Here is a 15,133-nt window from a genome sequence, read left to right on the forward strand (position 1 = left end):
AAATCCCTGAAACCTCTATACACATATCCTAAAGCAAATAATTAAACGGATTTTCTATAAAATATGCGGTTGGGATATCTGGCATAATCCTCCTCTAGTATCCGCGACAATTCCTGATAGCCTGTCTGACCGCCCTGGTGGCAGATTTAGCCATCATTTCACCCAGCTTGGTATGTCCGCCCACATAGGTATACTTATCCCCTGTACCCGATACACTGATTATCTGGTCTGTTCCTGTACCGGTTGCCTGCCATTCAGGGTGTACTGCACTCCGTATGTCCAGCTCCTGCAAGGCTACATTCTTAGCCTCGGTCAGGGTAATATACGATGAAGCAAGAGTGGGCGTTTCCAGAGTTGAGCCGGTAAGCAGTATGATATTTATCGTGCCTATCTTCTCAAACTTGCCATTACGTTCTATCCCGCTTGCCGCATCACAGCCTATCCGCATAGCGTTGGTCTTTACCCCGGCGGTAGCAAAGGCAAGTACCCAAAACTCCTCATAGGTTTCTTCCGCCCAGGCTATATTATCCTGGTCTACCCCGGTGGACAGGAATGAGACATTATCCAGGTCTGTACCGTATCTTTTAAGGACTTCTTCAAGTACGACCGAGTAGGCCGTCTGCCAGTCTGCTGAGTTGTCGTGCATAAAATTCCAGAGTTCGGGGGGTATGTGAGTATTCAGTATATACTTGGCTTTACCAAGACCGGTGCGGGTGGAGAGCATATTCCTTTCTTCCGGCAGTTCTATTACCAAGGTATTGGTAGCTGCTCCCAGAGCTTTGTGATAGACAATGCCCGCTTTTACCCCGTGGAAGCAGCCTAGTTCTTTATAACAGGTATCTGTTTTAAGTTCAGATATCATCCTTCTTTCCTCCAATTCAGCTTAATTTACCCCACCCCTAAAAATGAGCCCCCTCCCAAGAACAGGAGGGGGCTAAATATCTTTAACTCCACACCTGTCTCCCGTAGTCACCGGGAGGGCAGTACCTGAAACCGGACGCTTTGCTGGCTTGTGGTTTCACCACTCACAGTAGGCGCTACTGCTCCGGCTTTCCACCGGATTTCTTTCCCTTTTACCCTGCTTTAGGCCGGGCGTTTCAGGCAAATACTTTTATTCATTTATTAAAAAGTCCGGTTATAACGGTTTCCCCACTTTGGCTGTACAAGAGTTCTTACTCAATTATTACAAATGGTAGAGAAAGCCGTTCCCATAAATCTACATATATACTCACGTGATATTCACCCGGCATAAACCCTTCTGCAGGTGCAAATAATGTTAGTTTAATGGGAAACTGGGCATGCAAATTATCCTCAATCTGTATAGGATCCAACTGACTGTTTTGAAACCAGCGTACATTCAAGGTTTTGCAACACATATCATCCGACAAAGAAAAAACCAAAAATATCGCTTTGGCAGATGCCGGAAATACATTACCCGTGACAATAGGGCGACCATACGGATCCAGTGTATCCGTGACATCAGCCTGCGTAACCAGAAGACCCAAGTCAGGACAGGCATCCGGTATCACCTTTTCTGTGTCCGGTTCAGCACAGCCATTACCGGTAAGTGCCAGCAATACACATAGCACCAACACGCCCGATTTCATTATTCCAAACCGTTTTTGCACAATATCTGATACCATCATCAGGCTTGAGCTGATTTCGCAGTTTTTTCAGCCAATCTGTCCTGGGCAACCTTGAGCAGCCAAGCATTGGGGTCAAGGCTTTTGTCTTCGTTTAAACGCCGCTCGGCATAATGCATTTTTTCATCGGCGCTATCCTTAAATTTAACCAGATTTGACGTTTGATTTTTCCATGAGAAACCGGATACCACCCTTTGGGCCCTACCTCCACAACCGGGACAGCAATCGACCGGGTTATCATCCGGTTTGCCTATCTTCTCGTATGAGCTTTGGCAAAACTGGCATCTGAATTCATATAAAGGCATTTACTTCTCACTTATATCAGCGGTGCGGCATAATACCGCACCGCTGACTTATTTGATTTACTTTGCCTGGCGTCTTATTAATTGGAAGGTAAAAAGAGTAAGGACTATGCTTACTATGAACAAAACACCCCACCCGAAGAGGGCGCCCTGAACAAAGACCTTGCCTCCCAGTTCTTCACCCAGCTGGGCTCCCAACCAGGCAAAACCGGTAATCCATAAAACACCTGCTAAGAGCAGCATTGCCCAGTGCCACCATTTAACAGCTTTGCCGTACCCTTTAGCTACGGTAAATACTGACCAGGCTGCAGCTGCCAGACCAAGTCCCATAAGTACGTTTAAGAGCATCATCCACATATTACTTCACCCCCATCGGAGTATTAACAAAACTACTGACATATTCGTTGGTTTTAATCCACTTCGGAGGTTCGTAAACACCCTTATAGTTAGGAGGATTAAGGGCATCTTCATAATTCTTGGGATAAAGTGTTCTCTCAGCCCAGATAGCCACGTTCTGAGATGCACCGGTACCGTCATGTGACAAAACTTCACGCACAAAGCGGTGTACCCAGGTATTTTTCTTGGTCCACGGGCATACTGAAATACAGGCACGACAACCCATAGGCCCGGCTCCCAGATTCCATCCGTCGCGGCATTTAGCAAGATTAGTGTTGAAACGGCGCTGCCCGTAGATCTCAAACTTGGGCTTGTCATCATAGCTTATAGCCTGAGTAGGACAGACCTGAGCGCATAGTTTACAGCGGCTACAGAACTCTGCAAGGTTAAAATCTACCGGTTTATCTGCGGCCAGCGGCAGACTGGTAGTAATAACTGCGGGTCTTACGTTACCGCCAAAGTCAGGGGCAAGACAGTTGGAAGTACGCCCGATTTCACCCATACCGCATTCAGCAGCAATACCGGGAACAGGGAAGTCATAACCGCCGAACGGGGAATGCCAACGGGCGGGATAACCCAGATATTTAAGGAATTTGACCATTTGCTGGGCTATCTGGGAAGAAATATTGTAACCCGTCCAGGAATCACCATAGTTGGGATCCCCGGCGTTTACATCCCAGCTCATAGTACCAGTAACCAAAATGGCATTATCCCACCATTCAGGTATTTTGATAGGAGTGTTAATGCCAAACCCGCGTCCACCGGTACCGCCACCCAAGCCTCCCAGAGGTGCATGACTATAGGCAACCCAACCCTTGTTTAAGGGGGTAACACCTACGAAAGTTGCACCTAAATCAGCCGCCATGCGCTTGATAAGCTGGCTGGCAAGTTCTGGTGAATCAAATACTGCCCGTCTGGCTGAAACACCAGACCAGTCATTTTCTTCAGGCGGAGCAGTGATACTGGAAACAGGAACGGCTCTCTGAGCTTCAGATCTGGCCATAGCAATCAGACCTTCGTTGGCATTGAAATTGGCACGGCTTTCTATGCTTGCTTTGAAGCGTTCGACAAGCTGAGGTAGCCAATCATACTTGTACTCTTTGTCTATATCTACCATCATTGGATATAGGTCATAGTACTCCTGATAGAAGGTAGACAAACCCGCCAGACCATTGGATGGCCAAGTATTGGGCATAGCATCCAGATCACCTTTGGTCAAATCATAGCCGACTGCCGGGTTACTGCCGGCTACTGCGTGTCCGGCACTCTTAAACCGTTCACCATAATACCAGCGCATATCTATGCGGTGTATGCCCCCTACGGAATGGTTGTTCGGCAAATCAGGGCCGATAACTTCCCAGCTGAAAGGGGTAACCTTGTCAACACGGAATGGTTCACGGTTAAAATATTCATGACCCTGACGATGTTCCTGACCCTGCATGGAGAATGCAGATTGTCCCTCATGATAAGAATTCCAGTAACTACCGGCGGCGGCTACTCCGATACCAGCAGCCCCTACACCTGCAGCCTTGAGGAAATCTCTACGATTTACTTCTGCCATGATTCCTCTCACTTTTTTAATCACTTGTTTCCCCAAATACCACACAGTCTTTCCCGTGTGTCAATACTTCATTTACACCTCTCTTTAAAATAAACGGCCGAATATACTTTTGTATCCTTATATCGTATACGTATATTATCATATACGATATATATCATGTACGATACACTAGCCGGCCGGCAAATACATCGTCCAGATGGCGTAGTACTTTATGCTGAATTTTTGACGATTCACCTACAAGTTGATATTATTGAAGGTATTAAAGGAGTATCAAAACAAACCATGGAGTATAGCGAAGCATATAAATGGGACCCGAATGATGCAGCAAGCTTGCTGCTAATGCGCAGCCGCAGGGCTATATATAAAGAACTGGAAAAAGCGTATTTCAAGATTGGTATTTCCCCTGAACAAGCGGGGGTTTTTGATCAGATTGCCACTAGAGGCAAAGCTACTATAAGTGACATCACCCACCGCTTGCTGAGAGAGCCACACACAATCCTCGGGCTTATTAACCGGATGGAAGCAAACGGTTTGATTTTCAAGGAAAAAGACCCGGATAACCACAGCATGATCACCATTTCTCTGACGGAAAAAGGTTATGATGTATACTGGCAGATGCTGGAAATACGTAATAATATGGTGAAACCTACAAGTGTTTTGGCAGATGACGAACGGGAGCAGCTGGAAAAACTGCTGCAGAAGATTCTGGATGCCAGCCTTGACCGTCTCGGAAAATACATCGGCAATAAAGATGCACAATAGAATTTGGCATTGCTGTTTATAACAACTCGCCAATCTTGGGAATTTAATACTGTATTTGCATTTTAATATTACCGCCAACAACACCGGCTGGACTTAAATATAGTGTCCGGAGCTAAACACCACACCTAGATATTATCTAAGATATTTCTTTGTGTTAAACGCGATATCAGCCGGATTATTTGAGATACATGTTTTGGATTAGCTACAGGATATATATTAAAACAAACTCCACCTGAATCCCTTGCTGATAAGCTAGCTGATTACGATACCTATACAACAAAGTATTATTGTCTCAGCTATGACATCGAGTTTCCATGGACTGGTGAGGACACGCGGCATTACTATCAAAACAGAAGCAAGTATACATAACAATCCACTTCCGAAACCCAATCCCCAAGCAGTCATGAAGACAGGCAACAAAAACGGGTTACTGGCGAAAGAATGTCTGGTAATACCCAAATGCTCATCTAACGCCAGCCAGTTTAACGCAGAAATATCAAAAGCGTAGTAGATCACAGCAATTACAGCTAAAATTCCGGTGATAACCCAAAAATCCCTGCTCCTAAGAACCTTTGCATGGGTCATTCTGTTTCTTCATATATTCAGCCAAATCCAGTTGAAACCACAAATAGAGGCAAAAAAGGGCAATAGATTCGCACAATCCGCAGATTAACCTATCTGAGTTAATACCCTACAAACACTTATAACCTTAATAGGAAACCATTACATCGTACCTAAGTACCAACCACTATGATACTTTATACTTAATAATTATAAATTTTTAATATTTTGTCTTAATTTAGCCATATTGTGGTAATGAGCAACTCTAAATACCAAAAACGGAAATTTTAATTTTGCAAGCCGAATTTCCACGTCTTAACCAAATTTCCAAAAAATAATAAGAGGGGAAGTAAACTTCCCCTCTTTGAAACACAAGATAAAATTTTTCTAAACTAGGATTGTTTTGCTCTTCTGGCTACCAGCTGCCAGGCAATTACCATAAGCACCAGCGCGGGTATGCCGATAATGGCAAACCCCATCCAGGCTGCAAAAGTAAATAACTCTGTCATGGCGCCGAAAAGATGCTGAACTGCCAGTAAAAGCAGGGCAAAGCCTACGACGCCTATCAGCCACTCATACCAGTTTGCCTTTATATTTTTCCGCTGCAACCATTTAAAAAATTCAAATATGCCAATAGCTGCAACTGCCCCAATTAATGCAAAGGGAATGAAGTACTCCATAAAAACTCTATCCTCCTATAATTATTGGCGTAAACTATTAGGATGGGTACCGTAGATATGCCATTCATCAGGGCTATTCCACCATGATTCAGGGTCTTTGTCCTGCTTACCATAGTGAAGAATACCTTCCATACTGGTAAAGAAGCTGTTGAACAGGGGGGTGGTGGCGACAGTTGATTTGACTATGCTATGGACAAAACTGCCGTCAGCAATAGTGTTAAACGGGCAGTTACCCTTACATGCACCGCCACAGGGTGTATACGCACATTTGAATAAATTGCATCGCCAGCCTTTATAGCCAGGCAGGTTGAACATGACCTTTGTGCCGCCTTCCATCTTGTCATCAGCCCAGTTTTGCCCACAGTTATTATCCCAGCTGCGGTTAATGCCGCGTTCCGGTATGGCACCTACGGGGCATGTTTCAGCACAGATACCGCAGGTCTCACAGAATTTGGTAAAACCGGCATCTATCGGCTTAGTTAAAGCTAAAGGCAGATCTGTATAGAAGATGGCATGGGTGCGCATTAAACCACCGTATTCAGGAGAACCAATCGTCTGGCCCAAGCGGGCATGTTCTCCGACTCCACTTGCAATATCCCAAGCCAACGCTGGCTGCATGTCATGTCCGTAAGAGACATTGTAACCTAGCCCGCGGATAAACTGTTCAACTATGTTTTTTGCATATGCAACTCGCGCATAAGACATATTTTCAGTACATCCGCCAAGGGCTGCACCGAGACCTCTACGAGCTATTTCATCACAGGACAAATTATGAGTTGCTATCACATATCTTTGTGCACTAGGTAGATGAAAAGCAGGAGGGTCCTCGGTGAGATAGCTTTCGGTCGCATTATCATCAAATATTATGCGTCTTTGACCGGCCGTGGCTGGTATAGCTGGTAGTAAATTTGGACCGGTCGAAGCTCGAGCCGACGTTTGAAAAGGCATATAATCCCAAACGAATTTTTTAGTCTGCTCATTAAGCTCAGCAACGCCTACCATCGGCCCAAGCCCAACCAAACTGAAAACAGCCCGTATCATTAGAAGGTTTTCCTCTGGCGTACCCTGCCATTTTGGCATACCAATTTCTTCAGGACGGTGGGCGGGTAAATTTGTCGACGTACCCCCTTGAACCAAGTTGCCGCAATAGCCGGAGTTCCCATAGGACATTGCTTCAAATGCTGAGCCTAGCGCTTCATCCCTTGTAGTAGGACCTTTATAATCGGGCCAAAATTCCTTCGCCTTCTCAGCCGTGGCTTCCTCACCAGCATGCTTTAACGCTGCGAATGCTTGAGGTCCTTCAGGATACGCATTCATGGTTACACCAAAATTCCAATTGGGGAAACCTCTTTGGTCACGGCGCTTCATTATATTCCAATCAATCTCTATACCATAATCGCCATAATCTCTTTCTTTTACATACCAACCGCGTTTTAAAACGGCTTTAGTTGAACTGGCTGCTTCATCCAAATCATGGAAAACTGGGGCTGTAGCGCTTGCTGCCCCTATTCCTGCCACCCCAAGACCCAGACCCTTCATAAAGTCCCGTCTGCTTACTGTGCTATGGAATTGGTTCATAGTTACACTCCATTCATATTATTTTGGCAGGAAAGACCAAACCTTTTTATCCTATCTTCACCTCCTTATCTTCACCAGCAGCCACAAATCCAGCTGCATATGCGAGCTGCAGAGTGGTTTTTCTATGTAGTTTTTCTACACAGATAAATTGTATCACCTTAGTCAAGGGGATACTTGGTTTGAATATGAGAAAAGTAACAGCTAAAATTGGCATTATAAGGAGATAAGAATATGCCTAATTTCTACTTTTTTGATTTCGGGGATAAAAATGTCGAGTTGTTCGGCATAATAATGCGAACCAGAAATATCCTCTACAAACTCTCTAAGCGACAACTTCATCACCTAGATATAAGCCCGGAACAGTCAACTATTCTTAAAGTCGTAAAAAATAGCCCCACTCCCCCAACTCCCATCCAGATATCCCGCCAGCTCCTTAGAGAACCGCATACTATTGCTATTAATCTGAAACGAATGCAGAATAAGGAACTGATTACTCTGGAACAGGATTCTGAATGGAAAAACAGGCTAAGGGTTAAACTGACTGACAAAGGTCAGCAACTTTGTGAAAAATCTTTATCCCCTGATTTTTTTCAAGAAGTGTTTCAGGATCTGACCGAAAAGGAAATTGACCAGTTCAAAAGTACTTTGGAGAAACTTTTAGCAGCTAATATGAAAAGACTGAAAACCCAAAAACCGGAATGACTGACAGATTCCCTAGATAATATATTCACCTCAATTTATATTAGCCATAAACCCCAGCCGTCGTTCAGTCCATAGCCAACTCTCCCCCGTCTTCACCAAAGCTAATAAATATGGATTGGTCTTAATAAACCAATCCATATAGACATAAATAACCAGACGGGGAGTTCGGGGTATCTAAGCAACTTCTATCTCTATATCTGAGTAAAAATAGGCTTATGATATTGGTTATTCCAAGATATTCAGATTAGACTGCAAAAAAGTCGACAGATTGACACTTTGGTTGACAATTTTAAACTTGCGCCTGATATTCTCACGATGATGGTTTATGGTAGCGGGCGAAACACCCCGCAAACTGGCAATTTCTTTTGTAGTTAGCCCGTTCTTGACCATATTGGAAACAGCAATCTCTACGGGCGACAGACAGTTACAAACTCCAGACAGGTTTGTCACAAAGGAAGAGCTTATATCCTCCAAATTCGAAAGAATCAGTTGGGTATAGATCTTCTGTGAAGGAGGAAGTTGAGCCTCCAATGACAAGAGAATGGGTTTTAATATCTTATCAACGTTCTGGTTGATATCATTATATATATCCTGCCGAGCAGCTTCACCCCTGGATAAAATAACTTTTAAAGCCATATTTGCTTCCTGCAACGCCTGCCGCTCAAGTTTAAGCTGGCGGTTAATCTCCTCTAATTCCTCATCTATGGCGATACGTCCAGCTATATTACCAATCTGCACGGTTACGTTATTGAGTAAAATCCGTTCCTCTTTAAGGAATGGACCTTCGTAAACAACCGGGCGCTCTTCGGTGTAGTAAATAGTGCACTCACCTATCAGTTCACCATTCAACAAAACTGGAGAGGATTGGTACCAATTGCTAACTTTAAAACCGGTGGATAAAAAGAGGTGTCCTCTGAAAACTATCTTAGCTTTGGTGATATCAGGATACTGCCAGGCATTAGGCAGAAAATTGACAAGCTCAAACAGGAATCGGTTTAAAGAGGAATGATGGCGCTCCGCCAGCTGAAAAATGCCGTACATGCAGTTCAGTTCTTTAACCCGCTCCCGCAGAGCTATTTCAACTTCATCAGTTTGACCTTCAATGGGTAGCGGAATCGGCTTCAAACAAGAACCAGTATCTTGAGTCTCACCCGATGCAGGGTAAACCACCGAAGAATTATTGTTCTCTTGAAAATTCACTCAAAATTACCCATAAGTTATAGGCATTATATAGGTGATATTCTAGTATTTTCAATAAGGAGAATACCAGATACTCTTAACAGAGTCAATTTAAAGATGGAGAGCGACTGGCGCCCGAAACCAATAAAATACGGCTTGGAACAAATTTCGGCTTATCCCCACCTTGCTAGACCACAAAGGCAGCCTGACTATTTTCCTCTTCAAAAGGTTTTAAATTCTACTGCCGATGCAGGCGTGATGGGTAAATGCACATGTATAAAAGAGAGGAACAGGAAATTCTTCCTATTCCTTATCCTTCTTCTAATTCCATATACCGTATGCCATAAGTTTACATAAAGCAATCACAAGGCCAATAGATCGAATTATTGACACTCCGGAATCAGCGTTTGAGATTAAGACTTCCATGATGCGTCTGAGTGACAATCCTTATTTAAGGGGGTATTAAAAAGAGCAAAAACACATGCACCCAGCGAGTAATTTGCAAAAAAACAGGCAAACCCTTTATCGTCAATTTTACTGGCTGTACTAAACATTCCAGCCTGCCGAGACAAATTCAAAAGGAGAAACGTATGATTAAACTTGGGTTAGATCGGTTTGAAGTTCAAGCACTGTTCAAAAGGTCATTATCAAACCGGCAAATTGCTGAAAGTGATATATACAACTCCTTATCGGATTTAATAGGAGATGTGATAGAAGAGAACAATAATAAAATTTCACAGCAATTATCATTAAATTTATCTGAAAAGGAACAATGGAAATATGGCAAATGATAGCATAGCCCTAAACCCAAACCCGGTAACCCTGCATTTGGGGAAACCCCCCGAAGAGTTCACTAAAAAAGACCTGATAAAATTTATCGAAGACAATAACATTAAAGCTGTTAATTTCCGGCATCTGGGCGGTGACGGTCGCTTAAAAACCTTGAATTTTGTAATAAGCAGCAAGCCGCAACTGGACAGGGTGTTGTCCGCCGGCGAAAGAGTTGATGGCTCAAGCCTCTTTTCGTACATTGATTCAGCTTCAAGTGACCTGTATATTGTCCCTCGCTACAAAACTGCTTTTGTTAACCCGTTCTCGACTACACCGACACTCGAACTGTTATGTTCGTACTATACGAAAGATGGCACTCCTCTGCCGAGTGCCCCTGAGAATATTCTTAAAAAAGCCAATCAATCGTTGCTGAAAAGCACCGGTCTGACTTTTCAAGCCATGGGTGAACTGGAATACTACGTAATAGCAAATAAACAAAGCCAGTATTCCGCTACAACCCAAAAGGGCTATCAGGAATCAGCCCCTTTCTGCAAGTGGGAAACCCTAAGATACGAGGCAATGCAGGCAATAGCCAAGGCGGGAGGCCGTATAAAGTACGGTCACTCTGAGGTTGGTCACATATTTAACGAAGAGCACGAGATGGAACAAAATGAGATAGAATTTCTGCCTGTGCCAGTTGAAGACGCCGCCGACCAGCTGGTTATTGCCAAGTGGATACTGCGGATGATGGGGCACAAACACGGGGTTGTGGTAACATTTGCACCCAAAATTCTGGTTGGTCATGCCGGAAGCGGCCTGCATGTACATACCAAATTGATGAATAATGGCACAAATGTGCTGATTAACGGCGGTGGTCTCAGTGAAACAGCACGCAAGGCCATTGCCGGTTACCTAAGACTGGCTCCGTCACTAACTGCCCTTGGAAACACTGTTCCTCTCTCGTTCCTCAGACTGGTACCCCACCAGGAATCTCCCACCAATATATGCTGGGGTGACCGCAACCGCTCTGTTCTGGTACGTGTGCCTCTGGGCTGGTTAAATGTGGGGAATATGGCAAAGGATGCCAACCCGCAGGAAACAGACGAGCCCGCCGCCTTCAGCGACAGCCAAACAGTAGAATTCCGTTGCCCGGATGGATCGGCGAATATTCATCTCCTTATGGCAGGACTAGCTGTTGCCGCTCGGCATGGGCTTGAGATGGAAAATGCCCTTGAGTTAGCCAAAAAACTTTATGTTGATGTTAATATTTTTGCTGACGAAAATACCCAAATCCAGCAGGCACTCCCCCAATTGCCTTCTTCTTGCTGGGATTCAGCGGAATGCCTTATAAGAGACCGCCAGATATACGAAAAGGACAACGTATTCCCGCCGGCTGTAATTGATGGCTTGGCAAAAATTCTGAAGTCATACAATGACAATGACCTCAGCCAGAGGTTCTACGGTAAAAATGATGAAATTCAGAAGCTGGTAGACCACTATTTGCATTTTGCATAAACCAGACTATTACTCCCTACCTGATGTTTGTTTAGAAACATATATAAAGGGTGCGGCTTAAGCCGCACCCTTTAGTTTAATTAAATACCCCGCAACTTAAACTGTTTAAATATTCTTGAGGAAATACAACTAACCAAAACCCAGTCACCGTGTTTCAGATATATTCTCACCCTCTCCCCCGTCTCCACCAAAGATAAAAACATGCACTTGCTTTTGAAAGTAAGTGCATTTGTACGTGAATAACTGGATGGGGAGTTAGAGTTATTTTAAAACCTCATCTCCATATATGCATAAGACGGGAAAACAAAAAGCGGGGGATTCACCCCCGCCTGGGTATAACCAGAAACTCTAACCTAGGTCTGTTTTGCTCTCCTGGCTACCAGCTGCCAAGCAACTACCAGCAATATAAGTGCAGGTACACCTATAATGGCAAGCCCCATCCAAGCCGCAAAAGAAAAGAGCTCAACTGAAGCCCCGAAATAATGCTGCACAGCTACCAACAACAATACCAGCCCGATAATGCCTATCAGCCATTCATACCAGGTGACTTTGATATTGTGACTACGCAGCCAACCGGTAAGTGCATACAGGCCAACAGCTATAAGTGCCCCTATCACCACGAAAGGGATAAAGTATTCCATCTCAATTTTCTCCTTCTTCCAAAATGCCTATTGTTCCAGCAAAGCAGGGTGAGTCCCATATACATGCCATTCAGCAGGATTATTCCACCATGAAGAAGGTTCCTTATCCAGCAAGCCATAGCGCATAGTTTCTTCCATATTTCTGAAGAAACTGTTGAATAAGGGTGTGGTAGAAACAGTGGATTTTACAATACTATGCATAAAACTGCCGTCAGGTATAGTATTGAAAGGACAATTACTTTTACAGGCAGCACCGCAACCGGAGAAAGTACCCACAGTACAAGAGATAAGGTCACATCTCCAACCCTTGTATCCGGGGATATTGTACATACCCGCAATTCCGCCGGTACCGTCATCTCCAGCCCAATCCTGTCCGGTGAAGGTTTCCCAGTTTTGTCCTATCTCAACCTTCGGAACTGCTCCCATTGGGCAAGTATCGGCACAGATACCGCAAGTTTCACAGAACTTGGTTATGCCGGCATCAACCGGAGGAGTGAAGGCCAAGGGGAGGTCTGTGTAGAAGATGGCATGGGTACGCATGAGAGCACCGTATTCGGGTGATAAAGCTATCTGTCCCATACGGCAATGCTCCGCAAGCCCGCTTAAAAAGTCCCATACCGGAGCCGGCTGCAATTTATGCCCATAGGCTACGTGATAACCCAAACCCCGCATGAAGTTTTGGACAACGTTTTTGGCAAAGGCAACACGGGTATACGAAATACCCTCTGCCGCACCGCCAAAACCTGCAAAAGGCCGCCGCAACAACTCATCACAGGACATATTATGAGCTGTAATTACATATTTATGAGAAGTGGGTATATGAATTGTATTGGGATTTAAGGTTCGGTAGTATTCGCTGATACTGTCATCAAAAATAATACGTTCAGATGCAAATGACTGAGGGGCTGTACCGTCTGCAAACGGGTCATGGGTTGACGAGATATCCCAGATAAAGTTCTGGGTTTGGGAATTAAGTTCCGCTACACCTACTGAAGGGCCTAACCCCGCCACGCTTAATACAGCCCTGAGCATCAGAAGGTTTTCCTCAGGAGTACCTTGCCATTTGGGTATGCCGAGTTCATCCGGAGTAGCTACCTTTGCCATAGGGTATCCACCCATTTCAATATTATCCGCGTAGTGGCTGTTTACCCCGGCTGCACCCAAAGCACTCCCCAGAGCTACATCTCTGGTAGAAGCCTGATAGTCAGGCCAAAGTTCTTTGGTTTTATCCTGAACTGCCTTGGCACCAACCCCCAATGCATCGTGGAAGGCAGCCGGCCCGCCCGGATAAGACATGGCAATAGCCGCACCTTTCCAATAGGTAAATTTACTCTGGTCACGGCGTTTAAGCAGATTCCAGTCAAGCTCCATGCCTATGTCACCAAATTCACGGCTCTTGACATACCAGGGACGATTGAGTTTTGCTTGAGGTGAAGCTAATAGTTCATCTAAGTCATGGAAAACAGGTGCGGTTGCGGCAGCTGTTCCCAGACCTGCGCCAACTAATCCCAGCCCCTTCATAAAATCCCGACGGGAAACTGTGGAGTGTTTCTTAATCATAAAAGATCCCTTTCAGTTTAATTTCGATAAAGTCCCTGTTTATTAATAAGCATGTATTTGCTCCTGCAACACCCCCTTCCTTCACTTAAAATACATCACGGTTTATTCGCTCCCTCACATTTAGAAACATGACCTATCCGTAATAAAAACCCTGCGGTTTCAGGTAAACTTAATCTGCACCAATATCATTTGGCAGATACCGTCAAACTCTGGTCAGCTTTCTTGCTTTCCAGCTTGCAGCGCTTGATATCCATGTACCAGACGCCCATACCCCCGAATTTGGCCTGCTCGTCAAATACCCTGTCCCATTCCTCTATGACCAGCCGTGACTTGAAGATAGGCCCGTCGGTTACAAAAGTGTGGTAATAGCCCACATTCCCGTTCGGCGATAAACTGTGCCGCAGCTTAAGCTCCGAGAGCATTTCCTTATCCAGCTTGCGCCCCAGCCAGCTCTCTCCCAGCTCGGTGCTGTCTGCCGCCAGTATCCGTACCTCAAACCCCAGCTCTATCAGCTCCCCAAGCAGGGTGGCGCGGTTGTCCTCCCAGAGCGGCAGGTGGTATTCCATACCGGTTGGCTCACAGACACTCTTTATCCAGTTAAGGTGCTTTCCGGCAAAACTGTTGCCTATATTGACGTCCCCGAAGACTACCCCGTTAACCCCCTCTTCCTTAAGATGGTTAAGCATACGGCGGTAGTTGTCATCGTACCCCTCGGCGGCTGACGGCCACTCCAGAAGGGGTATGCCTATTGCTTCGGCCTGCATCCTGAGTGTTTCCGGTGAAAGCAGGTGTGGCCAAAGCCTGCCGCTGCTTTTGGTGATTATGCTGGCCAGGTATTTGACCTTAAGCCCGCTCTTTATAGATTTATAACAGGCAAGGGTGCAGTCTTTGCCCCCGCTCCACGATACTATTACTTCTTTCATACTTTGCCCCCTGTGTATAACGAGGGGGGGAAGGGGTCCAGACCCCTTCCCCCATCGGATACTGAACAGTCTGCCTTTTAGGCCTTCTTGCGGCGGACTATAATTTGCCACTCAATCAAGCCCAGCACTATGGCTAACCCTCCGAAAAGGGCTAAACCCTTCCAAGCCGCATTGCTTTCAAAGCCGGATACCGAACCGTTGTAATGCTGCACCCCGGCAGCCAGCAACACGATTATTGCCAAGCCAAATACCCAGTCATACCACTTCAATTTGTTACTGCGGTTTAACTGGTATACAAGCACTGCCAGAGCTATTCCAAGTATCAGCCCTATCCAATACAACATATCTTTAACTCCTTT

Annotated in this window: 17 protein-coding genes and 1 pseudogene; 4 read left to right on the forward strand and 14 right to left on the reverse strand. The window is 45.1% G+C overall.

The window, feature by feature from the left end; all coding sequences use genetic code 11:
- Nucleotides 1-94 precede the first annotated feature (94 nt).
- The 6 genes and pseudogenes from UCH007_RS06910 to UCH007_RS07945 all read right to left on the reverse strand — a co-directional run.
- Complete coding sequence (locus tag UCH007_RS06910; protein WP_023651786.1) at nucleotides 95-862, reverse strand: adenosylcobinamide amidohydrolase; 768 nt, start codon at nucleotides 860-862, stop codon at nucleotides 95-97.
- A 310-nt stretch (nucleotides 863-1,172) separates the two neighbouring features.
- Complete coding sequence (locus UCH007_RS06915) at nucleotides 1,173-1,607, reverse strand: hypothetical protein (RefSeq protein WP_231854695.1); 435 nt, start codon at nucleotides 1,605-1,607, stop codon at nucleotides 1,173-1,175.
- A 38-nt stretch (nucleotides 1,608-1,645) separates the two neighbouring features.
- Complete coding sequence (locus UCH007_RS06920) at nucleotides 1,646-1,948, reverse strand: zinc ribbon domain-containing protein (protein WP_012882594.1); 303 nt, start codon at nucleotides 1,946-1,948, stop codon at nucleotides 1,646-1,648.
- A gap of 57 nt (nucleotides 1,949-2,005) precedes the next feature.
- Nucleotides 2,006-2,302 carry a hypothetical protein gene (locus UCH007_RS06925; RefSeq protein ID WP_023652839.1) on the reverse strand — a complete coding sequence of 99 codons (297 nt, stop codon included), beginning with the start codon at nucleotides 2,300-2,302 and terminating at the stop codon, nucleotides 2,006-2,008.
- Nucleotide 2,303: 1 nt separating this feature from the next.
- Complete coding sequence (locus tag UCH007_RS07940; RefSeq protein WP_395843498.1) at nucleotides 2,304-2,843, reverse strand: 4Fe-4S double cluster binding domain-containing protein; 540 nt, start codon at nucleotides 2,841-2,843, stop codon at nucleotides 2,304-2,306.
- 990 nt (nucleotides 2,844-3,833) lie between these two features.
- A pseudogene (locus UCH007_RS07945) lies at nucleotides 3,834-3,902 on the reverse strand (twin-arginine translocation signal domain-containing protein); the annotation flags it as partial.
- Between the two features lie 282 nt (nucleotides 3,903-4,184).
- Here UCH007_RS07945 and UCH007_RS06935 point away from each other — a divergent pair.
- Nucleotides 4,185-4,664, forward strand: coding sequence for a MarR family winged helix-turn-helix transcriptional regulator (locus UCH007_RS06935; RefSeq protein WP_046961422.1), 480 nt, complete (start codon nucleotides 4,185-4,187; stop codon nucleotides 4,662-4,664).
- A gap of 252 nt (nucleotides 4,665-4,916) precedes the next feature.
- On the opposite strand, the gene UCH007_RS06940 is transcribed toward UCH007_RS06935, so the two are convergent.
- The 3 genes from UCH007_RS06940 to UCH007_RS06950 all read right to left on the reverse strand — a co-directional run bounded on the left by UCH007_RS06940 (nucleotide 4,917) and on the right by UCH007_RS06950 (nucleotide 7,483).
- Entirely contained in the window at nucleotides 4,917-5,249 is a 333-nt protein-coding gene (locus UCH007_RS06940; RefSeq protein WP_046961423.1) for a hypothetical protein, read from the reverse strand.
- A 368-nt stretch (nucleotides 5,250-5,617) separates the two neighbouring features.
- Nucleotides 5,618-5,905 (reverse strand): hypothetical protein, encoded by a 288-nt coding sequence (locus tag UCH007_RS06945; protein WP_012882599.1) that lies wholly within the window; start codon nucleotides 5,903-5,905, stop codon nucleotides 5,618-5,620.
- A gap of 21 nt (nucleotides 5,906-5,926) precedes the next feature.
- Nucleotides 5,927-7,483 carry a reductive dehalogenase gene (locus tag UCH007_RS06950; RefSeq protein WP_023652842.1) on the reverse strand — a complete coding sequence of 519 codons (1,557 nt, stop codon included), beginning with the start codon at nucleotides 7,481-7,483 and terminating at the stop codon, nucleotides 5,927-5,929.
- A 231-nt stretch (nucleotides 7,484-7,714) separates the two neighbouring features.
- On the opposite strand from UCH007_RS06950, the gene UCH007_RS06955 reads away from it, so the two are divergent.
- Nucleotides 7,715-8,185 (forward strand): MarR family winged helix-turn-helix transcriptional regulator, encoded by a 471-nt coding sequence (locus UCH007_RS06955; RefSeq protein WP_023652843.1) that lies wholly within the window; start codon nucleotides 7,715-7,717, stop codon nucleotides 8,183-8,185.
- A gap of 225 nt (nucleotides 8,186-8,410) precedes the next feature.
- On the opposite strand, the gene UCH007_RS06960 is transcribed toward UCH007_RS06955, so the two are convergent.
- Entirely contained in the window at nucleotides 8,411-9,385 is a 975-nt protein-coding gene (locus tag UCH007_RS06960; protein WP_046961424.1) for a helix-turn-helix transcriptional regulator, read from the reverse strand.
- A 569-nt stretch (nucleotides 9,386-9,954) separates the two neighbouring features.
- Between UCH007_RS06960 and UCH007_RS06965 the strand changes: the two genes are divergently transcribed.
- Both UCH007_RS06965 and UCH007_RS06970 read left to right on the forward strand, forming a co-directional pair.
- The gene (locus UCH007_RS06965) at nucleotides 9,955-10,155 is read left to right on the forward strand and encodes a hypothetical protein (protein ID WP_012882604.1); all 201 of its coding nucleotides are present in this window, start codon (nucleotides 9,955-9,957) and stop codon (nucleotides 10,153-10,155) included.
- Nucleotides 10,145-11,650, forward strand: coding sequence for a glutamine synthetase family protein (locus tag UCH007_RS06970; RefSeq protein ID WP_046961425.1), 1,506 nt, complete (start codon nucleotides 10,145-10,147; stop codon nucleotides 11,648-11,650). The genes UCH007_RS06965 and UCH007_RS06970 overlap by 11 nt, the downstream gene beginning before the upstream one ends.
- Before the next feature lie 353 nt (nucleotides 11,651-12,003).
- Here the strand turns inward: UCH007_RS06970 and UCH007_RS06975 are convergent, their stop codons facing one another.
- From UCH007_RS06975 to UCH007_RS06990, 4 genes are all read right to left on the reverse strand, one after another.
- Nucleotides 12,004-12,291, reverse strand: coding sequence for a hypothetical protein (locus UCH007_RS06975; RefSeq protein WP_046961426.1), 288 nt, complete (start codon nucleotides 12,289-12,291; stop codon nucleotides 12,004-12,006).
- Between the two features lie 27 nt (nucleotides 12,292-12,318).
- The gene (locus UCH007_RS06980) at nucleotides 12,319-13,851 is read right to left on the reverse strand and encodes a reductive dehalogenase (RefSeq protein WP_046961427.1); all 1,533 of its coding nucleotides are present in this window, start codon (nucleotides 13,849-13,851) and stop codon (nucleotides 12,319-12,321) included.
- A gap of 185 nt (nucleotides 13,852-14,036) precedes the next feature.
- Nucleotides 14,037-14,774: a diphthine--ammonia ligase gene (locus tag UCH007_RS06985; RefSeq protein WP_046961428.1), complete on the reverse strand. Its 738-nt coding sequence runs from the start codon at nucleotides 14,772-14,774 to the stop codon at nucleotides 14,037-14,039.
- Nucleotides 14,775-14,851: 77 nt separating this feature from the next.
- Entirely contained in the window at nucleotides 14,852-15,118 is a 267-nt protein-coding gene (locus tag UCH007_RS06990; RefSeq protein WP_046961429.1) for a hypothetical protein, read from the reverse strand.
- Nucleotides 15,119-15,133: the final 15 nt, after the last annotated feature.

Origin of the sequence: Dehalococcoides sp. UCH007 (assembly GCF_001010485.1) — a bacterium.
GTDB classification, from domain to species: Bacteria; Chloroflexota; Dehalococcoidia; order Dehalococcoidales; family Dehalococcoidaceae; genus Dehalococcoides; species Dehalococcoides mccartyi_A.